Origin of the sequence: Paenibacillus pectinilyticus, from assembly GCF_001700435.1 — a bacterium.
GTDB classification, from domain to species: Bacteria; Bacillota; Bacilli; order Paenibacillales; family NBRC-103111; genus Paenibacillus_E; species Paenibacillus_E pectinilyticus.
This window is the reverse complement of record NZ_LYPC01000020.1, coordinates 199,658-226,469: the sequence shown is the minus strand read 5'-3', so window position 1 is coordinate 226,469 and position 26,812 is coordinate 199,658. Positions and strand designations below refer to the sequence as shown.

Here is a 26,812-nt window from a genome sequence, read left to right as displayed (position 1 = left end):
CAGCCCCTGTCTACTCGATGTCCCAGTTCAATTTCACTTCATCGCCTGTTTGCGACGAACGGTAAATCGCATCAAGGATCAAATTATTCGTGTAGCCAGTCATGACTGAAGTGATCGGTTGAGATCCACTTTCAATGGCTGATAAGAAATGCTGAACCATCCGTGCTCGCGGATCATCATTTGCTGCTGGCGCGCCAAGCTCCGTTTCCACAATTCGATCGAATTTCTCAGCAAAAAGCTTCCCTTTGGCACCTTTCAAATATGCACCACCCTCTGTTCCTAGGAGCTGTACGACAGGCAAATTATCCGTTTCAAGCAAACCAGCCCAGCTTACATCTAACGAAAGCGTAGCACCATTGTCGAATTTCACCAAAGCCGTCGCTAAGTCCTCAACGTCGAACTTCCCTTGCCAATTCGGAGCACCCCATGTGCCAATCCCTTGCTTTCGAGGTCCAAATTCTGCATAAGTCGCGCCATAGACGGAAACAGGCTTTGGATTACCCATCAAATACATGGTTAAATCTAACATATGTACACCCAAATCAATCAGCGGCCCACCGCCTGATTTCTCCATTTGCGTAAACCAAGTGCCCCAGCCTGGGATCCCTTTACGTCTCAAATAGCTCGCTTTGGCATGATAAATGTCTCCTAGCGCACCTTTCTCGACCTGCTCCTTGACGGCAATCGATGATGCTTCCCAGCGCATTTGGTGGGGAATCATGAGAATCTTGCCTGCTTTGCGCTCAGCTTCAACGATAAGACGTGCAGAAGCCAAATCAATCGCCATCGGCTTTTCAAGCAAAACATGCTTCCCAGCTTCTAAAGCCTGAACAGCAAGTGGTGCATGCCATTCATTAGAAACGGCAATGACAACCGCATCAATGGACGGATCCGCTAACAATTTATCTGAATTTGCATATACCTGCTCAATGTTGTGCTCTTTCGCTCTCGTCTCTGCAAGCGGCAAATAGACGTCCGTTACGCCTGCTAGCTGCGCTCCTGGCATGGTTTTGAACGTCTCCATATGGACATTCCCGATATTTCCGGAGCCTATAATCCCGATACGAGTTGGTTTTACTATTGACATGCTGTGACCCTCCAGAACCTGTTAGAATACAATCTTATCTATTATAAATGGGGTTAACTTTCCCCGCAACACAAGAATCTGCCCCTCCAAAATTTATCTTATCGGAACTAGCCCTGTAGCGCTATTATTCACATATAATAAAATGCTAAAACTTTTTTAATAGTTGCTCATAAACATATTTAACATTTGAAATGTATCCTAATAGGTGTAAGACATTAGTAACAGGTGTAAAGGAGGGCTTGACATGCAAGCTAACACAATCCGTTTCAAGAATAAATCGATCCCCGTGATGAATTTCACTCATAAACGTTCCCATATGGAGCTTCTCTCGAGTAAATTAAAGGAATATGAGCTTCATTTCGAATTCCGCAGAAAATTAAAAATGATCTCGCTTATCGAGATCATTGGTGATGTGGCTATTTTCAAATACAACGACGGCACGAAATTGTACCTCGAAGTTTCTTAATTGGACGGTGGAAAATATTCCTTATTCAGCTGATCAAGCTCCTGCAGAGAGCGTCGGGCCCAAGCTTCCATGTCCGACAGCTTATCGATCTGAGCCAATAACGCTCTCTTCAGAGAATCTTGATACGCTGGAACTGCACCCGTATAAGGACGAATCGTCGCTAGTGGCATTAAGGCAATTTCCTGGTGGGATAACGCCCGTCTTTGATGAAAAAATGCAACACTTGGATCCATCGGATTATGTAAATCCCCTTGTGTCGGATGCTCTTTCACAGCTAGAATGCGAACAGCCGCCTTCATGCTATTGGACATTTCAACGACCTCACCGTAATAAACTCCTGTTTTGTACTCAGCGATAACATGGTCTCCTACTTGAAAACTCATCGTATAATCAACTCCTATTCTAATTCTTGTTCAACTAATGGCTTCAGCCTGCGATAGATCTCATCCACGGATTGCATCCGATACATGAATTCCTTCTCTTTCCCTGGTTCGATGATCACGATACACGGGACGCTTGCTATTTGCCATTCTTGGCTAATCTGCGGAAGGAAATTAATGTTGGATTTGACCAGTGGAAGGTTCGGTTTCATTGTTAAAATAATATCCAGCATGCGCTCGGTTACTTTGCAGGTGCCGCATAATGGGGTATACATAAAGACAGCCAAGGGGCCTGCCTCACCTTCATTGACACGGACTATAAGCTCTTGTTGCGTTAATTCTTGCATCACTATGCCCCTCTTTCATCCAGCCAAACTAAGCTTTGAAAAGCATAGTCGATCAAGTCTGAAAAGTCATCGAGATGGCTCTCATCAATTTTGCGACCAAAAGAATGCGTAATGAGATTGCGATATTCTTCGGGTTGTTCACCATATAGGTAAGAAATTTGCTGCGTAATTCGCGGGCGTTGCTCCCATATAGCGTTCAATTGTGCTTCTATCATCGGGCAGTCCAACTCTGGATCCTCCACATGCGTGTGAAGCTTTATCATAAGCGTACAACCTGGCTTAGCTGTTGGATTTTCTAAGATCTCAGCTGCCAAATCGCTCAGATGCACGTGCAGATAAATCTCAGCTTGACTAGGCAGACCTAATTTACGAGCAAACTCGATAGCAAATGTGCGAGACATCGAGGACAAGTCTATCAAATCTTCTCTTCGTGTTATGATGATTTTACCTTCCAAGTCTAAATCGTAGACAGCCCCTTCGAGCACGACTTTGATATTGTCATAGATCGTCGGATCAAACATCCCCACACACCTTCTTTCATCTTTTCTTTGATTCGATTATACTATGGATATACCACGTAAAGAAGGTGTTCTCATGTCAGACAAGCCTCAAGATCAGCAGGCCGACCAGGTCGAGCCACAAGGTGTCAAAAAAGTCAGCTTAGCCGACGCGATCAAAGCGAAGCTAGCTCAGAAGCAAGCGGATCAAGCAGCAGCACGCGCTAATCCAAAAGCAGCCGGAAATAACAATCAAACTGCGAAAAGCCAAATGACCAAAAAAGTAAATAATCAACGCCGTCGCACTGGCGGCAGCTAGACAACACTTTGTGTAGCTAAAAGCGCCCTGAGAGAAATACTTCAGGGCGCTTTTTACTTTTTCAATTATGCGTAATGAACTTCACGTTGTTTCTTCACATCTTCGCTTTCCAAGTACTCATCGTACGTCACCATTTTGTCGATGATACCTTTCGGTGTCAACTCCATGACGCGATTCGCAATCGTTTGAATGAACTGATGGTCATGGGAGACGAACAACATCGTGCAATCGGAATCAACAAGGCCATTGTTAAGCGCTGTGATAGATTCCAAATCCAAATGGTTCGTTGGCTCATCGAGAATAAGTACATTCGCACCGCTCAACATCATTTTCGAGAACATGCAGCGTACTTTCTCTCCTCCGGAAAGGACATTCGCTTTCTTCAACGCTTCCTCGCCTGAGAACAACATACGTCCTAGGAATCCGCGAAGGAATGACTCATCCGGATCTTTGGAGTATTGACGCAGCCAATCCACTAGCGTTAATTCGGAGTTGAAGTAATCTTGGCTGTCTTTTGGGAAATACGCCTGTGAAGTCGTTACACCCCATGAGAACGTGCCGCTATCTGCTTCCATTTCGCCCATCAAAATTTTGAAAAGCGTTGTTTTGGCAATACCGTCTACACCCACGAAGGCAACTTTATCACCCTTGTTCAGGGTGAACGAAACATTATTTAATACTTTAACACCGTCAATTGTTTTTGTAAGTCCTTCTACAGCAAGCAATTGCTTACCAGCTTCACGCTCACCTTTGAAGTGAATGAACGGATATTTACGGCTGGATGGACGAATATCTTCAAGCGTAAGCTTCTCCAATTGCTTTTTACGGGAAGTCGCTTGTTTGGACTTGGACGCATTCGCACTAAAACGAGCGATAAAGGCTTCCAACTCTTTACGTTTTTCTTCTGTTTTCTTGTTCGCATCACGTGCCAAACGAAGAGCCAATTGGCTGGACTCATACCACCAGTCGTAGTTACCGACGTACATTTGGATTTTACCAAAATCGATATCTGCGATATGTGTACAAACTTGGTTTAGGAAGTGACGGTCATGTGATACGACGATAACAGTGCCTTCGAAACGGGACAAGAAGTGCTCCAGCCAACGAATGGACTCTAAGTTCAAATGGTTGGTAGGCTCATCGAGTAAAAGAATGTTTGGGTTACCGAATAAAGCTTGTGCTAAGAGCACGCGAACTTTCTCGTTACCGTCGAGATCCTTCATTTTCGTATCATGCATCGATGTTGGGATTCCGAGACCGATCAAAAGCTCAGCTGCATCGGATTCTGCTTGCCAGCCATCTAGATCTTGAAATTCACCTTCAAGCTCAGCTGCTCTCATGCCATCTTCTTCAGAGAAATCCGCTTTTGCGTACAGTGCATCCTTCTCTTCCATGATTTTGAATAGACGGGAGTGACCCATCACCACGGTTTTCAAAACTTCGATCTCATCAAACTCGTAATGATTCTGTTTCAGAACAGCCATACGCTCGCCTGGTGTGATGTTGACTTCACCTGTGTTCGGCTCGATCTCACCGGAAAGAATTTTAAGAAAAGTTGATTTACCTGCACCATTCGCTCCGATTAAACCGTAGCAATTTCCTGGTGTGAATTTAATATTGGCGTCTTCGAAAAGGGCTCTCTTGCCGTAACGAAGCGTCACGTTATTTACACTAATCATGGGGTCTATATACCTACCTTTATTGTATTTTCTTCTAAATAAATGTTCAAAAAGTCGAGTTTTCAGCACCGAGAAAGTTGCGAGAACCTGAAGAAGGAGGAGCGGAGTGTAGGCAAACCTACATGAGCACCAGACTTCAAAGGTGAACGCAAAATTCGATGTCGATTAAACTTCTTGGCTTACTTCGTGATCAAAACACGACTTTTTGAACTACCTCTTCTATCATAACTTATTTCGCTCTATTTCTTCTACTAACTCTGATAAATAAGTCCATCTTTCCATGGCGGCTTCAAGCTCCGCAGTGGTTTGTTGCTCTTGCTCATAGAGATCGCGTGCAAGGTCAAAGTTACTGCCTGAGGCTTCGATTTGCTTTTTCAAGCTTTCGACTTTGTCCTCCAAAGTAGCAATGGTGTTCTCAATTTCGTCCCACTCTTTCTGGTCTTTAAAAGAAAGCTTTTTCGGTCGGTTCGCTGATACCGCATTGCTTTCATTCGTAGGATTAGAAGATGAGTTGTTGCTAACCGCTTTCGAACTGGCTTGACGTACGATTTCTTTCCTCGCTTGCTCTGCCTCTTCTTGTTCACGTTTATCGTCTAGGTAATCCGAATACGTGCCAATGAAGGGCTCGATTCCCCCATTTCCATCAAAGGCAAATAAGTGAGAAACGGTTCGATCCAAAAAGTATCGATCATGGGAAACCGTTACGACAGCTCCTGAGAATTGATCCAGATAATCTTCCAGTATCGTCAAAGTTTGGATGTCCAAGTCATTCGTCGGCTCATCGAGCAACAGAACGTTAGGTTCACCCATTAAGGTGCGTAACAAATAGAGTCTGCGGCGCTCTCCGCCTGAAAGCTTGCCAATTGGCGACCATTGCAGGTTAGGTGAGAATAAGAAGCGCTCCAGCATCTGTGCGGCCGAAATGGTTTCACCATCCGACGTGCGGATTTGTTCCGCAGCTTCTTTGATGTATTCAATCACACGCATTTTCTCGTCCATTTCGACGTTCTCTTGCGTGTAGTACGCCAATTTCACTGTCGTTCCTGTCTCGATCGTACCGCTGTCAGGCTGGATGCGCCCGGCCAGCATGTTAAGCAGCGTGGACTTGCCGCTGCCATTCGGACCGATGATGCCGAGACGATCCTTCGGCATCACGATGTAGCTGAAGCCGCTGATGAGCGGCTTTCCGCCTGGGTAGGCTTTGGTGATGGTGTCGAGCTCCATCACCTTCTTGCCAAGGCGGCTGCCCGCCAGCGCCATGTCGAGCTTGTCAGCGGGACCGTCCACTTTGCGGTCCCTTAATTCCACGGTGCGGTCGATCCGCGCCTTCTGTTTGGTCGTGCGCGCCTTCGCGCCGCGACGGAGCCAGGCCAGCTCGCGGCGGAGGAGATTCTGCCGCTTATCTTCACTAGCGGCTTCGGAATCCATCCGCTCCGCTTTCTTCTCGAGGAACCACTCGTAGTTCCCCTCATAGCTGTAGATCTTCCCCCGGTCCAATTCCAGAATACGGGTGGTGACCCGCTCTAGGAAGTACCGGTCATGGGTAACGAGTAGCAAGGCGCCGCGCCATTTGCTGAGGAACTCCTCGAGCCAGATGGCCGTCTCGTTATCAATATGGTTCGTCGGCTCATCGAGGATGAGCAGATCGGCGGGTTGGATGAGCACGCGCGCCATAGCGACGCGTTTGCGCTGACCGCCGGACAGCTGGCCGACGGGCTTGTCGAACTCGCTGATGCCGAGCTTCATCAGCACGGTTTTGGCCAAGGTGCTGGCTTCCCAGGCACCTTGTTCATCCATACGCGCCTGGGTTGCGAACAGGCGCGATTGTTTTTTCTCGTTGGAGGTGTCTAGCTCCAGCTCCGCAAGGGCCAGCTCATAGTCGCGAAGCGTCTTCATGAGCGGCGAATCGCCGTGGAATACTTGCTCAAGCACCGTGGAGTTCGGATCAAACTCCGGGTTCTGCGGCAAGTATTCCACGCGGAAATGGTTCGCGTGCACGAGTTTGCCGCGATCCGGGGTTTCCAGACCCGCTAGCATCTTCAGCAGCGTGGACTTGCCAGTGCCGTTCACGCCGATGAGGCCAATGCGTTGTTTCTCGTTCAGCGTGAACGAGATATCATCGAAGAGCACCTTGTCGCCATAGGTTTTGGTAATATCGACCGCGCTTAGAATATTCATCCTTGCACCGGTTCCATGATGTACGCGGCAAGAAGGGCTGCTGTGTTCACTACAGCATCCATATGCGTGCGTTCCATGCTGTGTGACGCATGAACACCAGGCCCTATTAGCGCTGCGCGAATGTCGCGGCCGCCTCTGAGCGCCGCTGATGCATCCGAGCCATAGCGCGGATAAATATCCACCGCATAGCCGATTTCCAGCTTCTCGGCATGCTCAATCATTTTCGAAGTCATCGCATAGTCGTAAGGACCTGATGAATCTTTGGCACATATCGAAACATCTCGCTCGCTGCCACTCAAATCATCACCAAGCGCACCCATGTCTACCGCGATGAAATCCGTAATATCTTCTGGAATAAAAGCTGAGCCATGGCCAACCTCTTCATAATTGGAGAAGAACAGTTTGATCGTATAGAGTGGCTGCAGACCTTGCTCTTTAATCCATTTAAGAAGTCCAAAAATGGCTGCTACACTCGCTTTATCATCCAAATGGCGTGATTTCACATACCCATTTTCTTTCACCTGAACACGTGGATCGAATGAAATGAAATCCCCTACGCGAATGCCAAGTGCTTGCACATCTTTCTTGGAGGACACTAGCTCATCGATACGCACTTCCATATTAGCTTCATCACGCTTGTACTCTCTCGCATCTTCATACACATGCACAGAAGGACGCGATGTAAGAATCGTCCCATCATAAACGCGCTCATCACGCGTATGAATTTGTACGTATTCATTTTCAATAGCACCCATCATAAAACCGCCAAGTGACGTGATTTTCAACGTACCATTGTCTTTTATCGAGCGTACCATAGCCCCCAACGTATCTACATGAGCTGAGATACCAATGACACGATCTGCACGCGTGCCTGGAACTGTTACGATTCCACAACCTTTGTTCGTATAGGAAAGCTCGAGGCCAAGCTTACTCACTTCCAGCTCTACTTTTTGCATAATGTGATGCGTGTACCCTGTCGGGCTAGGCGTCCGCAACAGCATCTCGAGAACTTCCGTCATATAATTTTTATTTAATTGGGACTTCACTTGGATTCCTCTCCCATGTCTATGTAAGTTAGTTTTGCATTAAACACACAAAAAACAGTGTAGCCTAAGAAATTGTGAGGGCCGCCTGACGAAGTCAAAAACGAGCCTCTTCTAAGGATACTACACTGTTCTCCTATGTTTTTCAAACTGGATTAGCTTACAAAATCAACACAGATGGACGTTCCATCAAGTACTGTCTTCATATGAGCTTTGACGCCTTCGTGCACAGGATGTGTATCATAAACCTTCAAATCGTCAAATGAATCAAACTTTGTAATGAGTGCAATATCATACGAACGCTCTGAATGTAGAATATCAGTTCCAACCTCAATGTGGCGTAATACTGGAATTTTACCTTCCATGTTCGTAAGAACAGCTTTGGTTACTTCAATGGCTTCAGGACTGCGATCTTTAAGCTTAAAAAACACAACATGCGTTAACATCAATATCTCCTCCAATTTGTTTACTAGGTTAATTCGTTACTTTGGCGGACCATGCTTCAACGTCCCACACACGTGTTACCCAGCCTTCATAAAATTCAGGCTCATGGCAGACCAGCAGCACTGTTCCTTTGTATTCTTTCAAAGCGCGTTGGAGCTCTTCTTTGGCAACGACGTCCAAATGGTTCGTCGGCTCATCGAATAGCAGCCAATTGCTTTCACGCATCAACAATTTGCAAAGTCGAACTTTGGCTTGCTCGCCACCGCTTAGATTACCCATCGCTCTTGTGATGTGCTCATTCTTAAGCCCACAACGAGCAAGTGCTCCTCGAACTTCATTCTGAGTCATGGATGAGAACTCATTCCACACATCATCGATCGGAGTCATATTCGGCGCTTTAACCTCTTGCTCGAAGTACGCAGGACTTAAATAATCGCCACGGTACGTTTTGCCGCTGAATGGCTCAATTTTGCCCAAAATGGATTTAAGCAGCGTCGATTTCCCTACACCGTTACATCCGACAATCGCAATCTTTTCGCCGCGTTCAATCGTTACGTTCATCTTCGGTAAAAGAGGACGATCGTAGCCGATTTCCAAATTCTCAGCTTCAAATACAATTCTAGAGCTTGAACGAGATTCCTTGAATACAAAACTCGGCTTCATCGCGGTCTCCGGTCGTTCAATTCGGTCGATTCTATCCAACTGCTTCTCTCGGCTCTTCGCTCGAGTTGAAGTTGATGCCCGTGCTTTATTACGAGCGATGAAATCTTCCTGTTTCTTGATATAATCTTGCTGCTTTTCGTAAGCGTCAATATGCTGCGCTTTGTTCATTTCAGCCATATCAAGGAATTTCTCATAGTTCGCAGTGTAACGAGTCAATTTGGAGAATTCCAAGTGATAGACAACGTTAACAACTTCGTTCATGAATTCCGTATCATGTGAAATGAGCATGAAAGCATAGGGATAATCCTTCAGGTACATTTTCAACCATTCAATATGTTCAACATCCAAGTAGTTGGTAGGCTCATCGAGTAGAAGTACTGTTGGCTTCTCTAATAAAAGCTTTGCAAGAAGAACCTTCGTCCGTTGCCCACCACTAAGAGAAGTTACATCCCGATCTAAACCGATCGCATTCAAACCGAGACCGTTACCCATCTCCTCGATCTTAACATCAAGCAGATAGAAATCGCCGATTTCCAAACGTTCTTGAATTTCGCCCATTTCTTCTAGCAATAGGTCAAGCTCTTCCGGCGTTGCATCAGCCATTTTGTCGGTAATCGCCATCATCCGTTTCTCCTCTTCATAAAGAGGGAGGAAGGCATCACGCAAAATATCGCGGATCGATTTACCTGCTGCCAGCACGGAATGCTGGTCCAAATAACCATAATGGACTCTTGGTGTCCATTCTACTTTACCTGTATCTTTTAAAAGCTTACCCGTTAATATATTCATCAACGTGGACTTCCCCACGCCATTTGCTCCTACGATACCTACACGCTCACCAGCGAGCAATCGGAACGATACATTTTTAAACAATGTACGGTCTCCAAAGCTGTGGCTTAAATCTTCAATGGTTAACAGACTCATTTTGTAAAACCAAACCCCTGTCTAGTTCTAAGATACGCGCATTTACTCACGACTTCTTATTATACCACTGCTCAAGCCAGACAGGAAGTAGAACTATTTGTATTACACGCGAAAAGTCATTTCTTGACGAATAATTCGCACCACATCGCCGTCTTTTAAAGGATAAGCTTGATAAGTGACCATCGCTCCCTCATTCAAAAACGTCCCATTCGTAGAGCCAGCATCTCGAAGTTGATAGCCTTGACTTGTTCTAACAATTTCCGCATGGACTCTCGATACACCCGCGATATCAATGACATAGTCAACCTTTAGATTCGTATCTCCTCTGCCTATAATAAAAGGGTCGTTAGTGATGGGAATAGACTTGTCGGCTCCTTCCTCCTTCACTTCCAGACGAGGCCCTGTTGGTTGAGTCTTCGAATTTCCGAGGAATACAGTGGCATTTGGATTCGCTGGGCTTAACAAGGTGGTATGCATGGGGAGATCTTGATAATACTGTTCGATATTTGAGGTTACCTCTGCGGTTGAATACGTGGTATTCAGAGCAAAAGGATCCGGATATGTCGTGGAGAACTCTGCGGCAGCTTGTAATTTAGCGTCAACTTTATCGAGAAACCTAGGACGCCCCCATTTCAAAAGAACAAACCCTATATCGCCTAGGAGAAGTGTAACTCCTGCAGTAATTTGAAACAGACTTGAAGAAAGATAAATAAAATATTGCTGCCAGAGAAAAGCCGACACGATCAATAACACCGCTATTACGATCCATTTTTCTCGCTGATGAAGGGGAATGAACGTGATCAGGGTTTTGTTAACCGTGGTTGTTTTAGCTTCTCTTTGACTTGCATGCTGATTAAGCATTGATTGTGCCTCCGGCTTAGCCTCGGCAAGCCTTATCGATGGAGCTGGTTTATTCGTTTCACACTTCCAATGTGGCCTCGGCAAACCTGATTCTGGTGGGGCTGGTTCAACTATTTCATTTGCATGATCCATAATTGAAATTGGCTTTAGGGGATTGATAACCTGTTGTTCTAATGGCAGTATAGAAGCCGCGGCTCCAATAGAATGGTTTTTTTCCAAAGCAGGTCCATCCATAAGCCCTAACAAAACTTCCTTATACGCCTGCAAGCTCTTCATACTCGATTTTGGCGTGGATACAATCCAAGTTGGAATACGCTCTTGTTCACTTTCCACAATGTGTGCTGCCAGCTTACTTATAAGTTGATCCAATAACGGATAGACATCAGTGACCTCGTGTTGCAATTGAAGTGGTACATAAGTCAAATAAATATCCGACAAATCTGCGCCAACAAAAATAAAATTATCTTTTAAAATATGATTCGCCTCAACTAACATGTAGTTTTTGCTATCTTCCAACGTACTAATAATAGCAAACATGAGCTTAGCGAACTGCTGTAAAGTGAAAGACTCCACTTTTAACACATGCGAAAGCATACGCTTAGAGGACAATTGATACTGCAGCCGGATTTGAGAATCCACTTCATGAATATCAAGCGGGAGTAAGCGCGGAATTTGATTAGCTTCAAGCATCCGTAGTTGTAAAGAGCATAACGCATTTGAATCCAATCCCGGATCTTTGTATAGATCCATATAATGTCCATGTCGGTACATAAATTCGTAATGAAGTCCAAAAATTTCTTGTGTCACACAACCACCTCATTTCATAGCAAAGAATAGTACCATGTTATAGCCACACCGGGTACAACGGCATACATAAACGGGAATTTGATGTTTTTTTGATCCTTGATTTCTACAAGTGTTTCCAAGTTATGTTGAACAACGATCGTGAAGAGCCACCTAACTAACTTATGGCTTGTTACTTTCATTTGGCTTTTCCATAATAAAATGATGAGACCGATGAATCCCGCACAAAGAATCGCGTACATAAGTGTTTGCAAGACAAACAGTACTCCCATCATTGCGCCTATGGCAGCAAAGAGTTTAACGTCACCCGCTCCTAGTCCACCTAGGAGATATAGGATGAGGACGACAAGGAAGCCCGTTAATGCACCGATGATTGCAACAACTAGGCCACTCCAGCCTTCGTTTACCGCATGGAAAAGAAGTCCTGCCAATACTCCGAACATTGTGAGCTTGTTGGGTAATCTCGCGAATCGCATATCATAGACAAACGCTAACCCAATAAAACAAATGAAAATGAACTGAATAAACAGAATCTTACTCTCACCTCATCTCTAATCAAAATAAGAAGCCCCTAAGCACCAACCCAAGCGCGCTCATAAGCACGTTTCTTCACTATGATTGTCTGACTCATAAAAGGAATGGGAAGTTTGTACGTCAACTGCGCTTCGACGCCAAAAAAAGCTTGCCCGCCTTGTTCCATACTTGGAAGGGTAACAGAACTGACTTTGAAATTATTTTTCCCAATGATGGACGCATCACAAAATGCGAAAACGACAGGTGTAAATGCAGCAAGAAGGCGAGGTTTTACTTGCGATTCGTATAAGTCATTTAACTCCTCTTGTGCCAACCCTTCGCCGAGCTCCCGTTTCTCTTTCTCCCATCGAATAAGCTCCACCAGTGAATCGGGGATGTAAGCCTCGTACGCATCCGCAAACTCTTCAGCACCTGTGACATGGCTTTTTGCCGTTTGAACCTTATCGATCACGCCATTAAATATTTCCGCTGCGCGGCTTTGATCGTATTTGGACTTCGCTTCCTGAACAATCAGTTGAACTGGGTACAGCTGGCCAGCGATGGACTTCGTCGCTTCAGTAACACCTGCCTGCATGGCCATTTCGACTATGGCAATTTGAATACATAGGACAAGTCCAACCACAAAAGCCAAAAATAACGGCAATATTAATGATGCCTCTAGTACGATGCCACCTTCTTGACATTGGTGTAACTTCCGAAACATGTATCCTCCCCCTTTTAGTATGAAACAACAGCCGATCTATTAAACTGACATTGTGTCCCGACGACCTTACAACCCAACAGTCCAGAACCCTCTAAAAGTCTTATCATCTTCGGTATAAACCACAGTCGAATTTCACTCGCTGCGTTCGCTTGCATATAAGTTGTTTCTTGTAAAAGATCCTTACCTGTTTCCAACTCAATCAGACCTTGCATTCTTGCCATCAGCTTCGTATTATTGCTGTGCAGCATTAGGAATAAGCGTAAATAGTCTTTATACGTTAATTTGAATGCTGTCACGGACAGTTTTGACGATAATTCAACAGCTTCCCCTTTTACTAATGCGTTCATGTCACCGAATGCTTTGGCAGCACCTTGTGCCGCTGCAACTAAGAGAACGAGCAGAGGTGAACCTACGTTAAGTAATTCTTTCTCGGGATCTAATAATGCTTCAAGCGTTCGGATCGCTAAACGTAATGAGAACATTTCAGCATACGCTGAAGTAATGTTCGCGGCACATGATGAGAAGCCATACAACAGATATTCGACTTCTTGGTTAGCCAAGACATGTGTGCCCGGATCAATCAGCTCATTGGATAATTTGGGCTCTCCAGTTGGCGTTTTCTCAAGTCCATATGTTCGATAATTAAACTTAGTGAAGGCATATTCATTCACATAGAGCTCAGTTCGCAACATTTCTGCCATATGAGAAATCGATCCTAATATGTCCATGGCCCGAAGGCTAGTGGATTCAGCCTTATCCAGCTCATAGGCGACATCATTCCCGATTGTTGCGTCTTGAGCATTGGCTTGTCGATATTTCTGATAATAGCCCTGTTCCTTGATTGCCGCTGTTTGGTCTGAATCCCCCTGCAGTTTACTGTACAGTGCCTCATCCCCAGACGGTGAAGCTGAGATATCACACCCGCCAATGGCTTGTTTCGCTTTCTCTAAAATAGCCTGAATTGTATTGGTCTGTGCTTGCTTATTCGCTTCAGTCGCTGAATTAGCATTCATTCTAACTTTCTCTAGAGAACTTTGTTTCGCATAAAAGGAGTTCATCTCATTCCAATATGCTTCATTCCTTTGATTGATCTGTGCTGTATGCTCAGTCGTATATAGATTGACGCTTTCGACGGAAGCTTGAAATGCCGAAAATAACGCAGTTATACTCGCAATAGATGTCTGATATTGATAAAAGTAATCATCTCTGATGAGAGAAACATGTTGGAAGACATCCTTTGCCCCACCTAGGCTCCCAGTGGATGAAGAATCCGAAATGCCCAATAGCTTAGTTCGGATATCGTCATTTTTCTGTTTTGCTAACCGAATGGCAGGTTCAATGATTTGTTGTAAGCGAGCAATCTCACTTGCATTCGCTGCAAGTTCGAGTTTTGTGCGGACTGTTAGTGCTGTATAGTCCAGTACATTTTGGAGCAAAGCTTGAAGTTCACTAAGTTTGTGCGTCAACGTACTAGCCTGCTGTTCGAGGGAGCTTTTAGCCGCAACTAACGACTTTATACTTTCTACACTTTCTGCACCAGCCTTGCTCAGTGATGCTATTGAAAGTTCCATATCACTTATTGAGCTTGCAAGCGATTGAAGATGCTCATTTGTTGCTGTCATGTCATCACGAATACCATCTACGGTATGGATGCCGATTCGATCAGCCAGTTCATTTAAAGCAGCAATTCGTGTTCGATAATAGGTATGATACGATGTCAATTTGGCGTTCATAGCTTCCGTACTATGCCAGGCTTCATCCAGCGCGTCCTCTCGCTGCTTGATGAGCTTTTCCACTTCCGCCGCTTCTTTTGCAAATTGTGAACCCAGCTGGAAGGGCTCCTTGACTCCGCTTTTTTGAAACTTATCAACGATTTCAAGCGTGTACTCGATCGGGGCTTTAATCTTCATATCCTGCGTAAGTTGTCTCTCAAAAATCACATGGTTGGCAAGGGAGTAAACGGGGGTAACCCGCGTGGAATCTTCTAGAGAGTGGGTATCTATAAAGTGAAATCCTTTAGCAGAAACACTACTCGATAAATTTCGGATAAAAACATCGCCAAATAATTGCTCTGATGCCTCTTGCGAGAGGCCCATTCCATACAACCCTCTTTTTTGTAGGTCCGTATCAAACGAAGACATGACAGATCTTGCAGCTGCTTGAACAGCAGACTCCGTCTCTTTCTCCGCTACTTTAATACGAGCGAAGTCAATGAGTACAGCTTGAAACAAAAAAATCGGTACTATAATGAGTATCAAATAGACGGATACCGCTCCGTTTTCTGCCCGTAGAAATCTCCTCAAAAGCTCCCCTCTTTCTAATTGTGAATAACAACAACGATCCCTTTACGTTCGAGCTCTTTGCGAAAAGCTTCTGATGGCATGCCCTTCCCATTAGCATCTTTCTTAAAAAAGTGCCAAACAACGCCCTTCACGGTTGGATCTTGTTGAAGCAGTTCAATATCCTTGGGCAATTGTTCCGCCCGCAGCTGCGCTTCCGTCAGACTATAGAACGCTTGATGAGCAATACCTCGTGCATCTAACGCATCGATTTTTCTACTTTTACCAGAAGCCGTAATCCGATTAACTTCTTTACCTCCGACCAACGATCTTAAATAAGCAGCCGCTTGACGTTCCGATTGGATCGTAATCACCGGACCAGATAAATCACTTTTCATAGGATCCACTAGGGCTGCTTTCGCCTTCTCAGGTGAAATACGTCCAACTAATGTTGGGAGATATGTACGAGTCAGATCCGTTGTTCGAATTAACTCAACCGCGTCAACGACATGCGCAATTGCCTTTCCTCTCGTCACCGAAGTGTGTAACCATTTTCGTAAAATAGGCGGCATTAGAAATGATTTGTCGATACTGACTTCCACTTGATGATCAAGCAGATAATTTCGATAAGTCGCTTTACCTGTTACTCCTGTAGGTAGCAAACTTGTTGCTTTGGCCAATTTTTTCTCGATAAGCCCATTCGTTTGTGAAGCAGGAAGCGAGATGCTCGCACCCCCACTCCCCTGAAGCAGCCCGAATAAATCGCTCATATGATCCTGCGTTAAACGCCAATATAAACCATCGTGTTCTTGCGGATTGAAGCTTCCTGTATTTACATCCTTATTGCTATTATCCCATGTGAAAGCCAGCTTTTCTGCCGTGGAACGCGCTAATTGCTGCATGTACACATTTTGATAGGCATACATGCCAATAAACAGAAGTAACACTGTGCATATCAAAATTGTCGGAAATACCATCGATGCCTCAAGGGTAAAACTCCCCTGCTCGTTTCTCGTAAAGCGATCAAACCGACTATGGTGCACAGCTCGTAGTTGGGCTTGGCGCACAAGGTGCAACCGCGCTATTATCCTTCAGATCCGAATTTGCATCTCCGATCAGTTTTTGAAACCAAGAGACGATCCACTTACGGAATATAATGGCTATCGCAACCAAAACCGCAACAATCAACAAAATCTCTAACGTTCCTAGCCCATCTTCCTCTTCCCACACACTTTTCAAGCAAATCTTTAACTTGTTCAACTCCATCTTCCTCTCCTATTGTTTCATCATAAGCAGTGCCGGTGCGGCAACAATCACCATCACCACAACAAAAATTAACACCATCGGAAAAACCAGTTTAGAGGATGCTTCTTCTCCGAGCGTTCGTGAAATACTCTTTCTCCGCTGCCAAAGCTCTAGGGATAACGAATGCAGCGCAACGACAAAGTCATGACCTCCCCTTTTATAGTTCAGCCCAAGTGTTGAAGTGAAAAGTGACACTTCATGTAAGGCACATCGTTTACTGAAATCTTCCAGCACTTTCGTAAAGGAAATATTCATTTCCAGCTCGTGTACGGCAATTAACAATTCTTTGAAAAGGGGGGAGTCTGTCGTATGCGGCTTCGCTTGTACACAGCGTATCCATGCTCGATTGACGGTTTCCCCTGCATTAACTAGCAGTACGATCGTGCTTAGGAACTCAGGTAGCTCTAAGATCATCCGCTGTTGTTTCTTCCGTATTTGAGTATCTAAATCACGAACCATCAACATTGGAGTTACTAGTGTAGCAACAATCCCAAATCCGAAGATTGAACTGTCATTTCCAGCTAATATAGCAAGGATCGTTCCAATGAGTGCACATAATGTACTAGCTGAAATCAGCTCGGCCATGAACCATTTGCTTCCTTGCGAGGATAGGCTTCTCCCGTACAAGGTCATGCACTTGTGATGGATTTTGGATGTAAAATCAGGGAATCGCTCTAACAATTGGAGCTTGTCGATCACATAGTAGCTATAAGGCAGTAAATACTTCAAACGAAATGGATAAGCTTGTGATTCCAATAGCTCCCCATATTTCCTCCGTCCATGCAACTGAAGCGCGACAACTATAATAATTAGTGACAAACCTATCGTCCACATCCACATCTTACACCTTGATATTCATTATTTTTTGAGTAAGAACATAGCAGGCACCTAACATTAGTAAGCAGATGGTCATAATGAGAACGCCACTCCCCGAATACAGGGGAACCATATAGTCCGGTGAGCTGAAAGCCAACACTGCAACAATAACAACAGGAGCTACGACAAGCACACGAGATTCAAAGCGCTTTTGAGCAATCATAATGGTTATTTCTTGGGTTATTTCCAGTTTCTCAGCAATAACCGTTGCCGTTCGTTTCATAACTTCGACAAGATTCCCTCCCGTTCGTTTGCAGGTTAGAAAAACATCCGTAAAGCTCTGAATATCTTCTAAATGACTTCGATCAGCAAAATGCTTAAGTGCTGTCTCTATTGGCTCGCCATTATCCACTTTTCGGCAAATCATTCCGAACTCAACGACGATAAGGCAGGCAGGGTCCGGATACAGTAGTTTCAAATCCTCCCAAGCCTCACGGAAAGCAGATTCAATGGATTTCCCAACCGTCATGGAAGACGAAAGACAACTGAGTGCTTGTTTAAACTGCACATACAGCATATTTTTCCGTTTAAGGATGAGCTGTTTCTGACGGATTCGAGGATAGAAGAGCCCTGATGACGCTAGAGCGAGCGCAAGTACGACATTTTGGTAGAAAATGTATCCAATTAGGAACGCTGGTATAGCAAGCATAAGAATAGCGATGACTTTTTCTTTGGAAGATAATGAATAGTGGTTGTAGTCGAGGAATGATTGGGTATTTACCCGTTTGTTGATTGTGATGTTTTCTTTATCAATACGCTTTGTTGAGGAAGTACGCCGTTCCAATAAAAGCATGAGTAGCCAACTTCCACCGCCAAATAATAGAAGTAACACCACGATATTCATACGGCTTCGGCCTCACACTTTTCGTTGTACTGTGTAAACCAACTAGGAAGCTGCTTACCCGCCATGTTCATCTTATGTTGATTGAAAAGCGCTTGCCCGGTATATCGAAGCTCGCCAATGATGTTGCCATCGGGTGACTCTCCCTTTTCTTCGAATAAGAATAGAGGTTGCAGTTGGACTTCTCCATCCTTCACACCAATGACTTGATGAATCTCTGTTACTTTTCGTGTGCGATCCCTCATTCTTGAAATATGCACGATCACATCCAGAGCTGACGCGATTTGTTTGCGAATTACTTCAATGGGCAGTGGAGCAGCACTGAGCACCATGGTTTCTAGCCTGCTCAGCATATCCAACGAAGTGTTAGCATGGCCTGTACTTAGCGAACCGTCATGTCCCGTATTCATTGCAGCCAACATATCCAAAGCTTCAGCTCCCCTTACCTCACCGACAATAATGCGATTAGGACGCATTCGCAGTGAAGAGCGGATCAGTTCCCGCATCGAAATCGCCCCTTTGCCTTCTGTATTCGCATTCCTCGTTTCCATTCTGACAAGGTTGGGTACAGATTGGATCTGAAGCTCTGCTGAATCCTCGATCGTAATCACACGTTCATGCGCAGGAATCCAAGCACTCAACGAATTAAGAAATGTTGTCTTCCCTGACCCTGTACCACCACCAACAAACAGATTGAAACCAGACTCAACCATTAGTCTCAGTATTTCAGCAGCTTCCTTAGACAGACTCCCCATTTCAATTAAATTCATCATGCCAAGTGGTTTCGCAGGAAATTTTCGAATCGTCAAGGTGGGACCACTAAGCGAAGCCGGGGGAAGTACAATATTCACGCGGGAGCCATCTTTCAAACGTGCATCTACAATAGGAGTGGCTTGATTCACAATTCGATTTACTTTAGAAACAATCATTTGGATCAAATCCTCAAGTTTCTCTGCGCTTTCCAGCTCGAAAGGATATCGTTCAACGGCGCCTTGGCGTTCGTAAAAGATGCATGTGTGGCCATTCACCATGATCTCCGTCACTGTAGGATCATCAATCAGCGGTTGGAGAATATCGAGCCCGCGAAAGCTGTCGAAAATTCGTTTGACGCCAGTATGCATGTCTGATGAAGTCCAGCCCTTCGCTGGTGCAACACGGAAAATCACCTCCTCAATGTGCATACGCAGCTGAGCATCATTGACCTCATGCGAGAGATCTAGGTTCTCTTTGATTTCTTTCTTTAACTCGTTAAACAGCTCTTGATTCAAATAAAGAAGCATCTCCTTCCATATGCGAAGTGCTATTCCTCTTGTCCTTGAGAATGGATGTCAACATGCCGTATACTTGCTCAGCAAAGATTTCTGATTGCCAAATTTGCTCAGGCGCACGCAAGACTTTCCACTCAGGAATATAGGGCAGTCTGTACGAGATAGGGCGATCTATAAAATCATACGAGTTCGTTTGAGTCCCGCGATAGCTCGTCATCACAAAATGGATTGGCTGATAAGCATTCATCTGCTTGTAGAGGGATTTTGTTTTGAATGCATCATTCCAATCATCTCTAATTAACCAAATGATCTCATCGCTCATTTCGAGTGACTTTACGATTCTTGGATGAACCGACGATTCTAAATCAAGGATTAGGGTGTCGTACACCGACAATTGAAGAATAGATTCAATTAATTGGCGGACGTGCTCGCCGATCATTTCCTGCATTTCTCTCATTTGATCATGTGGTGTTAAATAATCGATTCGAAGATTAGTATCATGCGATTTAAGCAATTCCAGCTTAGCTCCTAACATCTCTGGTGAACTTTTCAAGAAGTACAGGAGCTGTGACAGTCTTCCGGTTTCTCCTTGAAACCATTGCGATGCAGCACTTATGCTCTCGAGACTTACATACATTACGCGTTCTCCTCGAAAAGCCAGTTGCTTTGCCAGATGAACGGCAGTTATGGATTTGCCGCTGTTACCACTAGAGCTATACACAGTTAAGACACGTGTCCTTCGCGCACCTGAAAGCTGTTTACGATCCCTCTGAAGTCCCTCCGCATACAACGCAAGAATACGTGAAAGCAGTGATTGCAGCGGTTGAAAACGAAATAAGAAAGGGATTGCGATCTCTGAATCATTGGAATTCGTTATGTTTTCGCTCAAACAGATAGGAAATAACTGCGTACGAATCTGCTCTAAAAGTGGATAATAGGCCTCAGATATCAGTAACACGCCTTCAATTTGAGAGTCCTCCAACACCTCAAGTAGTCGATCCGATTGGGAGTATAACTTAACTTGTATTCGCTCCACGAATGCTGTCGATCGAATAAATGCTGCTAATCTTTCCGCATAAGCCATGTCGTCATCTAAGATAAACAGCTGAAGTTTACTCATTCCTGCCTAACTCCTCTCCTGCTAAAAATCAACCCGATAACTTTGCATACACGCCGCTGCCGATAAGTACACAACCCATAACCGCAAGTATAATGGCAATACGCGTGGTCCTTTCGACCTTCATTTTCCTAGCTAACCCCCTTTCGAAACAACAAAAAAGCACTCGCCGACGATAGAGATATGCTCTCTACCCTCAGCGGTGCTTCCGCTTGTCTGATTGAACTATTAACCAAATTGTACCACATTTGTCTGATAAATCAATCCTTTTTGCATTTTTCTCATTCCCACGGATATTTCATCGTGAAGAAACTAGCAAGCTTTTTACTTTCCACTCGGCGAATACGCCTCATCTCTGCGCGCTGTGGCGCGGATTCATGCAGTTTCTTCTCCTCTTCTGTCTCCGGGATCACATCCGGTACTTCCACAGGCACCTTATTTTCGTCTAGAGCAACAAATGTTAAGAAAGAAGTCGCGGCGATTTTTCTAACGCCTGTTTTCAGATCCTCCGTAACGACCTTGACGAAAACTTCCATCGAGCTTTTGCCTGTCCACGTAACGAAAGACTCTAAACAAACAGAATCGGACGTATGAATAGGATACAAAAAGTCAACAGAATCCGTTGAAGCGGTCACAACCGATCTCCGACAATGTTTATGGGCAGCAATAGAAGCAATGTCGTCAATATAGGACATCAGCTTCCCGCCAAACAGTGTATTATGATTGTTTACGTCTGTTGGAAAAATACGCGATGTTTTGAAACATCTGGATTCTCTAGAATAGCGCGGCTCCATGCCTGTTTCCCCCTCTTATCTCTTACAAAATATGACTCATCATACCACACTTTTGACTGTATTTGGTTATAACTTCTACCACGTGTGTAATATAGTAATACAAGCTTAACAAACCATTTGGAGGTGTTTGCATGTGTTTACGTTTATCATCGTGTTCCTGATTACATACGCACTCTTCTCAATCTCCGGCGTGCTATTCCCAACGGACCTTCCTTATTACGCCACTCTGAAAAAACCAAGTTGGAATCCCCCCGCCAAATTGTTCGGAATCGCTTGGGCCATCCTATATGCGCTTATTTCTGCGTCGGTCGCCATCGTTTACACGAAAACGGATGGATTCCAAGAGATGACTAACAGCTATGTCTTGATTTTATTAATCAACTATTTAGCCAATCAAGCCTTTACTTTTTTCGAATTCAAGTTGAAAAATTTACAATTAGCTTTCCTTGACACTGCCATCGTGGCACTCACGACATTCCTGTTAATTTATGCGACAATTCCTTATTCAAAATTAGCAGCATGGTTATTAATTCCCTATTTATTGTGGTCATGTTTCGCAACCTTATTAGCATGGACCATTTATCAATTAAATAAAACGGCTAAGCACGCTTATTAAACCGAGAAAACCATGTTTTCTTTGTATGTTGATGAAGTGGGTTATCGGTCATCTCAGGGAGGATTTCACGTAGGATGGGTTGAGCAGCCTCAAATAAAGCTTTCAAGATCAAGGGCTGATCCTGGATACATTCGCCTTTAATTATGGCTTGCTTCACATTGGCTCTAGGAATTTCAGGCATTGTACAGGTAGGCATGGAAGGAAGGGATTCTTGCCATTCTCTTCGAAACTGTGTCGGCGTTGGTCCATTCGCGATATAATGCACTTTCTTGCCCCGCAGCTGGTGCGTTTCAAATAACTGCAAATGTCTGCGCGAGCTAGGTCGGTCACATTTCCCAGGCAAGCTATCGATCACCACGATAATCGCGTCTGCGCTATGACAAAGCTCCTGCACAGCAGGGTGCTCCCACTGAGTCGATACGTCCCACAGGACGATCGGCTTTTTGATCATGTGCAGCAATTTGAACGAATCTGAAGCGTGCCATGTGCCTTGAAATCCATCAGGATGAATCGGTACCCAAGTCGTGAAACCGTTGTTCCATGGAGTTGGAGAAGATGTGGAGGCGTCATGAACGAGCGCCGATGGAAACACGTACGAGTTCGGGGCATGTCGCTCACCGTATAGCCGCATATATAGATCAGGCTCTATGGTCGGTTGCTCAACGTAAGCATGTGGGATATGGAGGGCATGGAGAATGCGTGCTAAGGATATGCCTGTAAAAGTTGCCCCAACACCTGCGAATAATCCACCAATCACGATCAATTGGTCAGATATGGCGGGGGATGTCAATGACAAAGGCTGCGATTCCCCCTTAGAAGTCCATGTTTCGGGGTACAAAGAACGTAGTCTCAGCTTTACTTCTAATGCGGATTGAAAACGGTTCTGCGGGTCTTCTTGAAGCAATACATGAATAATGGCCGTTAATGGTTTTGAGAGTTTCTCATTGATAAGCTCTAATGGCTTTTGTGAGATATAGGCATAGTGACCGCCGGACAATAAATAATACAACATGGATCCAAGTGTATATAGATCGGTTCGCGCATCTGTTTGTTGTCCCAAATACTGTTCAGGTGCAGCAAATCCGATAGTCCCCATTTGCATCGTATCCGAGGCTTGACCTTGTTTGAACTGTCTTGCGACGCCGAAATCGATTAAGCGAACTTGATGGTGTTCATTGAGCATGACATTTGAAGGTTTGAGATCGCGGTAAATAATGGGTCGGGGCCGAAACGTATGGAGATAATGGAAAATATCAAGTAATTGAAAAGCGATTTGTACAATTTGTCCAATCGGTATTTCGCAATGTTGCTTGTCGAACATATCCTGAAGGGTTGGCCCTTCAATATAATCCATAACTAGATAACCAATGCCATCATTATTTATAAAATAATCCACCAACTGCGGCAGTTGCGCATGCCCAAGTTTGGCCAGCATTTCAGCTTCCTCCATGAACGAAGCCTTATCAGAATCCGTGCATGTGCAGGCTTTCACTGCCCAACGTTTGCCTTTCAGCTTCTGATCCTCCGCAAGATAAACCTGACTCATGCCACCTTGCCCAAGCAAGGACTTAAGTTGATATCTATCGCCTACAATTACATCTTGCCACTTGACTGTTTGATTCACAATAATCCAAAAACCCCCTCTTATCACAAGCCATAATGCTCTTGATTATAAGGGAGGGAGATTGGAAAATCTAGTTATTTTTCCAGTAATTATATCTTCTGTAGATACAATGTTAGTTCTTCTCGATTGTGAAACAACTGCTTCGCTTTCAAGAGGTGCAATGAATCTTCAAATATGCGCAAAATATCGCGTACAGTTTGGAACGGTTTCTTATGCATAAGTTTCACCGTGATGATCGCAGTCCCTCCACTTTGTAAGGCGAACAGCTGATCAGCGACAAGCCGCCCCATCTGGCGTGGATCCCAGCTCATATCACAGACGAGTAAATCGAATTCATTTTCACGAAGCTTCACATCACTGGCATTTTTCTTCAGGAATGTAAGCAGCGGATTACCGAGTAGTCGAGGATTCATCGCAGCGGGATCAATCGCCGTTACTTTCAAACCTCGCTCCAAGAGCAAAGACGTCCATCCGCCAGGCGCAGCTCCAATATCAATTGCTTTGCGAGCAATACTAAAATCGATTCCGAAACGCTGCTCTGCTTCCAAAAGCTTAAATTTCGCTCGTGAGATTTGGTCCTCTTCTTTCATGAAACGAATGGCGCCGCCAGACCAATCTGACAAGTTGTCCTGTGGTTTCGATATACCGATGTACAGCTTTTTCGCACTGATATACACCGAAATGATATGATCCGCGTATCTAACGACCGGTTCTGCACCACATTCCGCCACGAGAATTTCATCCAGCGCAGCTTTAATCGAAAATGGCGCATAAGGCACATCGGCCCGCTCTTCTTTGCGAATTTGTGTTGCAATTTTCTCTCCGTAATTAAATAAACCAGAAGCATAGGCTTCACGCAGCCACGACGCTAAGTGCGCAATGTCTGCATCCGTGCGGCTAAGATCCCATTCTTGATGGACAGGCTGAACATGTCGCAAGAAGATGGGCTCATTTTCTTGAATCGTCGATATCACTTCAGTACCTTCATTTGGAACTTGGAAATAAAAAACTTCTGTTGGCACCAGTAACGTGAATTTGGTTTGTGGAAATAACTTGCGCAGTTCATCTTGCGCATATTGCGCGAACCCATGATTTGAGGTCCCAATATAGGTCGTTAATTGTGTCATAGCCGCATCCTTTAGGTCATTTACATTCTTATACACTTACTGCATTTGATCTATTTATCCTCAATAACTTTGATCCACGGACGATCTTGGAACCATTCTAAGGTAATATCAATTCCGAAAGCTTGACGAATATTGGCTGGTGTTAACACATCTTCCTTGCGTCCAGCAGCAATTAACTCACCTTGCTCGATAATCGCAACATGCGTAAATAGAGGAATAATTTCTTCAATGTGATGTGTGACATATACAACCGTTACATCTTGTTTACTTAGGTCGTTAACATCCGCTAAAAACCGCTCGCGCTCATATAAATCAAGTCCTGCTGCAGGCTCGTCCATAATTAGAATCGATGGATTACTCATTAATGACCTGGCAAGCATGACTTTTTTGCGTTCTCCTTGGGAAAGACTGCCTAATGGCTGATCAGCAAGATGTGGAATGCGAACACGCTTCAGCATCTCGAGTGCCCGATCCTTCACTTCCTGCGGGATCTCTTGATAAAAGCGGAGATAGGCATATTCACCCGTAGCTACTACCTCGAGAACTGGGTCAATTAAGCTCAATTTTTCAAAAAGCGATTGTGAAATGTAGCCGATTTGCTTGCGAACTTCACGAACATCACACTGGCCATAGCGATTACCTAGGACATCAACTGTCCCTCGGCTTGGAAATTCATAGGCATTCATCAGCTCTAGCAGTGTTGTTTTACCTGAGCCATTACGTCCCAGCAATACCCAGTGTTCACCGGATTCGATATGTACATTCACATCTTTTAAAATATGGCGTTCCCCACGTATAAAATGTATACCAGATAAATGGATCATAAGTTCATTTCCTTTCACATTACGGTTTACTTGGATATGTTCCTTGTGCGACGCCTAATAATACTTCCTCTGGCATCCGATGTGCAAATAGCCCCATACGATCAGGCTTAACGGTACCAAGCATTTGATACATCTGCGTGCAAGCAGAAGGGCTTGAAGTATGAATATAAATTGTTCTAGGAAATTTGCGATGCTGAATCAACCAAATGACAACATCCATCCCCGTCTGCTTCGACATCCAGCCCAAATCATGATCTAGAGATAAAATGTCAACCTCACATTCTTCGAGTAACGTGATGCATTCTTTGGCATCTTTGGCTAAGACGAATCCTTGTGGACAAGGACGCGAATCATCTAAGTATACATGAATCATCCTCACATTTCCTTTCCAGCAGCGAATTGACGAGTCTAATCTCTTCCCGATGTGTGCCATCCGTCCCCGTTCCCGTCTCAAGAACGATCGGAATGTCCTGCAAAAAGGGGGAAGCCAGCAGTTCTTGAAATTGGGCTAAGGTGATATGGCCAGCACCTATATTAGCATGCCGATCGCGGCGTGATCCCAAAGGATGCACGGAATCATTCAGATGCACGGCCTTCAAATGGGGCAAATAGTCTAGTTGCGCCCCCCTGGTCTCTAATTCAAACCAGTCTGACCCTTGCCACAGACGACTTGCAAATGCGTGACAGGTATCCAAACAAAAGCCGATCTTATCCGGCCTTTCGCATAATTTACGAACCTGTACCATTTCTTCCATCGTTAGTCCTAGTTGAGATCCTTCTCCAGCTTGATTTTCGAGCAAAATCAAAGAAGCTCCCGTATAACTCGCCGTAGCGCTATTCAAACATTGTATTATATTTTTGTAACCTTGTAATGGTTCTATTCCTGTATATTTGCCAAAATGCACCACAAGTCCAATCGAACCGCAGGCATTTGTAATGTCCAAGCCATTTTTCAGCAGGTTCACCATCAACTCACGTTCCGTTTCATCCACGGCAGGATTCAACGCATAAGGGGCATGTCCAATGGAAAGAATGCCATTCTCCTTACATAATTGTGCGCAAGCGCTTGTATCTTTTGGGTTGACCACTTTCGTCGCGAGGCTTCGAGGATTCATCGGAAAATATTGAAAGGCGTTCGCTCCCATTGACAGGGCCGTTTTGGCTGCGTTGACATAGCCCCCTCTTGTACTTACATGGGCACCGATAAACATG

Annotated in this window: 28 protein-coding genes; 3 read left to right on the top strand and 25 right to left on the bottom strand. The window is 44.7% G+C overall.

Annotation, left to right across the window (positions count from 1 at the left end):
• Positions 1–10: 10 nt before the first annotated feature.
• Positions 11–1,087 (bottom strand): Gfo/Idh/MocA family protein, encoded by a 1,077-nt coding sequence (locus A8709_RS14860; protein ID WP_065853146.1) that lies wholly within the window; start codon positions 1,085–1,087, stop codon positions 11–13.
• A gap of 244 nt (positions 1,088–1,331) precedes the next feature.
• Between A8709_RS14860 and A8709_RS14855 the strand changes: the two genes are divergently transcribed.
• Positions 1,332–1,553: a hypothetical protein gene (locus tag A8709_RS14855; protein ID WP_065853145.1), complete on the top strand. Its 222-nt coding sequence runs from the start codon at positions 1,332–1,334 to the stop codon at positions 1,551–1,553.
• Here A8709_RS14855 and kapB read toward each other — a convergent pair.
• The 3 genes from kapB to A8709_RS14840 are packed head-to-tail and all read right to left on the bottom strand — an operon-like array spanning position 1,550 to position 2,801.
• Positions 1,550–1,936, bottom strand: a complete 387-nt coding sequence (gene kapB, locus A8709_RS14850; protein WP_065853144.1) for a kinase-associated lipoprotein KapB — start codon at positions 1,934–1,936, stop codon at positions 1,550–1,552. The two genes, A8709_RS14855 and kapB, sit on opposite strands and share 4 nt — an antisense overlap.
• Before the next feature lie 14 nt (positions 1,937–1,950).
• A complete protein-coding gene (locus tag A8709_RS14845; RefSeq protein ID WP_065853143.1) occupies positions 1,951–2,280 on the bottom strand; it encodes a thioredoxin family protein in 330 nt (109 codons plus the stop codon).
• A gap of 2 nt (positions 2,281–2,282) precedes the next feature.
• Positions 2,283–2,801 (bottom strand): hypothetical protein, encoded by a 519-nt coding sequence (locus A8709_RS14840; protein WP_065853142.1) that lies wholly within the window; start codon positions 2,799–2,801, stop codon positions 2,283–2,285.
• Positions 2,802–2,874: 73 nt separating this feature from the next.
• Between A8709_RS14840 and A8709_RS14835 the strand changes: the two genes are divergently transcribed.
• Positions 2,875–3,096: a hypothetical protein gene (locus tag A8709_RS14835; RefSeq protein ID WP_065853141.1), complete on the top strand. Its 222-nt coding sequence runs from the start codon at positions 2,875–2,877 to the stop codon at positions 3,094–3,096.
• 65 nt (positions 3,097–3,161) lie between these two features.
• On the opposite strand, the gene A8709_RS14830 is transcribed toward A8709_RS14835, so the two are convergent.
• The 16 genes from A8709_RS14830 to A8709_RS14755 all read right to left on the bottom strand — a co-directional run bounded on the left by A8709_RS14830 (position 3,162) and on the right by A8709_RS14755 (position 21,409).
• Entirely contained in the window at positions 3,162–4,775 is a 1,614-nt protein-coding gene (locus A8709_RS14830; RefSeq protein ID WP_065853140.1) for an ABC-F family ATP-binding cassette domain-containing protein, read from the bottom strand.
• Between the two features lie 222 nt (positions 4,776–4,997).
• Entirely contained in the window at positions 4,998–6,953 is a 1,956-nt protein-coding gene (locus A8709_RS14825; protein WP_065853139.1) for an ABC-F family ATP-binding cassette domain-containing protein, read from the bottom strand.
• Positions 6,950–7,999: a M42 family metallopeptidase gene (locus A8709_RS14820; protein WP_244163193.1), complete on the bottom strand. Its 1,050-nt coding sequence runs from the start codon at positions 7,997–7,999 to the stop codon at positions 6,950–6,952. Before A8709_RS14820 ends, A8709_RS14825 begins: the two co-directional genes overlap by 4 nt.
• A 152-nt stretch (positions 8,000–8,151) precedes the next feature.
• The gene (locus A8709_RS14815) at positions 8,152–8,442 is read right to left on the bottom strand and encodes a Dabb family protein (RefSeq protein WP_065853138.1); all 291 of its coding nucleotides are present in this window, start codon (positions 8,440–8,442) and stop codon (positions 8,152–8,154) included.
• A 28-nt stretch (positions 8,443–8,470) separates the two neighbouring features.
• Complete coding sequence (locus A8709_RS14810) at positions 8,471–10,027, bottom strand: ABC-F family ATP-binding cassette domain-containing protein (protein ID WP_065853137.1); 1,557 nt, start codon at positions 10,025–10,027, stop codon at positions 8,471–8,473.
• A 102-nt stretch (positions 10,028–10,129) separates the two neighbouring features.
• Complete coding sequence (locus tag A8709_RS14805; RefSeq protein ID WP_065853136.1) at positions 10,130–11,695, bottom strand: DUF6382 domain-containing protein; 1,566 nt, start codon at positions 11,693–11,695, stop codon at positions 10,130–10,132.
• 14 nt (positions 11,696–11,709) lie between these two features.
• Positions 11,710–12,201: an A24 family peptidase gene (locus A8709_RS14800; protein ID WP_279615873.1), complete on the bottom strand. Its 492-nt coding sequence runs from the start codon at positions 12,199–12,201 to the stop codon at positions 11,710–11,712.
• 62 nt (positions 12,202–12,263) lie between these two features.
• Complete coding sequence (locus A8709_RS14795; RefSeq protein ID WP_065853134.1) at positions 12,264–12,929, bottom strand: hypothetical protein; 666 nt, start codon at positions 12,927–12,929, stop codon at positions 12,264–12,266.
• A gap of 14 nt (positions 12,930–12,943) precedes the next feature.
• On the bottom strand, positions 12,944–15,232 hold the full coding sequence (locus A8709_RS14790) for a hypothetical protein (protein WP_065853133.1): 2,289 nt from the start codon (positions 15,230–15,232) through the stop codon (positions 12,944–12,946).
• Between the two features lie 14 nt (positions 15,233–15,246).
• The gene (locus A8709_RS14785; RefSeq protein WP_141692542.1) at positions 15,247–16,155 is read right to left on the bottom strand and encodes a hypothetical protein; all 909 of its coding nucleotides are present in this window, start codon (positions 16,153–16,155) and stop codon (positions 15,247–15,249) included.
• Positions 16,156–16,240: 85 nt separating this feature from the next.
• Positions 16,241–16,468: a Flp1 family type IVb pilin gene (locus A8709_RS14780; protein ID WP_425262326.1), complete on the bottom strand. Its 228-nt coding sequence runs from the start codon at positions 16,466–16,468 to the stop codon at positions 16,241–16,243.
• Between the two features lie 15 nt (positions 16,469–16,483).
• On the bottom strand, positions 16,484–17,347 hold the full coding sequence (locus A8709_RS14775) for a hypothetical protein (protein WP_084224947.1): 864 nt from the start codon (positions 17,345–17,347) through the stop codon (positions 16,484–16,486).
• 7 nt (positions 17,348–17,354) lie between these two features.
• Entirely contained in the window at positions 17,355–18,233 is an 879-nt protein-coding gene (locus A8709_RS14770; protein ID WP_084224945.1) for a type II secretion system F family protein, read from the bottom strand.
• Positions 18,230–19,498 (bottom strand): TadA family conjugal transfer-associated ATPase, encoded by a 1,269-nt coding sequence (locus tag A8709_RS14765; protein WP_065853129.1) that lies wholly within the window; start codon positions 19,496–19,498, stop codon positions 18,230–18,232. Before A8709_RS14765 ends, A8709_RS14770 begins: the two co-directional genes overlap by 4 nt.
• Positions 19,479–20,618 (bottom strand): P-loop NTPase family protein, encoded by a 1,140-nt coding sequence (locus A8709_RS14760; RefSeq protein WP_065853128.1) that lies wholly within the window; start codon positions 20,616–20,618, stop codon positions 19,479–19,481. Before A8709_RS14760 ends, A8709_RS14765 begins: the two co-directional genes overlap by 20 nt.
• Before the next feature lie 278 nt (positions 20,619–20,896).
• The gene (locus A8709_RS14755; RefSeq protein WP_065853127.1) at positions 20,897–21,409 is read right to left on the bottom strand and encodes an acyl-CoA thioesterase; all 513 of its coding nucleotides are present in this window, start codon (positions 21,407–21,409) and stop codon (positions 20,897–20,899) included.
• A 133-nt stretch (positions 21,410–21,542) separates the two neighbouring features.
• On the opposite strand from A8709_RS14755, the gene A8709_RS14750 reads away from it, so the two are divergent.
• The gene (locus A8709_RS14750; protein ID WP_065853126.1) at positions 21,543–22,025 is read left to right on the top strand and encodes a TspO/MBR family protein; all 483 of its coding nucleotides are present in this window, start codon (positions 21,543–21,545) and stop codon (positions 22,023–22,025) included.
• On the opposite strand, the gene A8709_RS14745 is transcribed toward A8709_RS14750, so the two are convergent.
• The 5 genes from A8709_RS14745 to A8709_RS14725 all read right to left on the bottom strand — a co-directional run bounded on the left by A8709_RS14745 (position 22,009) and on the right by A8709_RS14725 (position 26,811).
• On the bottom strand, positions 22,009–23,649 hold the full coding sequence (locus A8709_RS14745) for a serine/threonine protein kinase (RefSeq protein WP_065853125.1): 1,641 nt from the start codon (positions 23,647–23,649) through the stop codon (positions 22,009–22,011). The two genes, A8709_RS14750 and A8709_RS14745, sit on opposite strands and share 17 nt — an antisense overlap.
• Before the next feature lie 89 nt (positions 23,650–23,738).
• Positions 23,739–24,776 (bottom strand): SAM-dependent methyltransferase, encoded by a 1,038-nt coding sequence (locus A8709_RS14740; protein ID WP_065853124.1) that lies wholly within the window; start codon positions 24,774–24,776, stop codon positions 23,739–23,741.
• Between the two features lie 50 nt (positions 24,777–24,826).
• Positions 24,827–25,600: an ABC transporter ATP-binding protein gene (locus tag A8709_RS14735; RefSeq protein ID WP_065853123.1), complete on the bottom strand. Its 774-nt coding sequence runs from the start codon at positions 25,598–25,600 to the stop codon at positions 24,827–24,829.
• 19 nt (positions 25,601–25,619) lie between these two features.
• Entirely contained in the window at positions 25,620–25,973 is a 354-nt protein-coding gene (locus tag A8709_RS14730) for a cyclic-phosphate processing receiver domain-containing protein (RefSeq protein WP_065853122.1), read from the bottom strand.
• Positions 25,951–26,811 (bottom strand): deoxyribonuclease IV, encoded by an 861-nt coding sequence (locus A8709_RS14725; protein ID WP_065853121.1) that lies wholly within the window; start codon positions 26,809–26,811, stop codon positions 25,951–25,953. The genes A8709_RS14730 and A8709_RS14725 overlap by 23 nt, the downstream gene beginning before the upstream one ends.
• Between the last annotated feature and the right edge of the window lies 1 nt (position 26,812).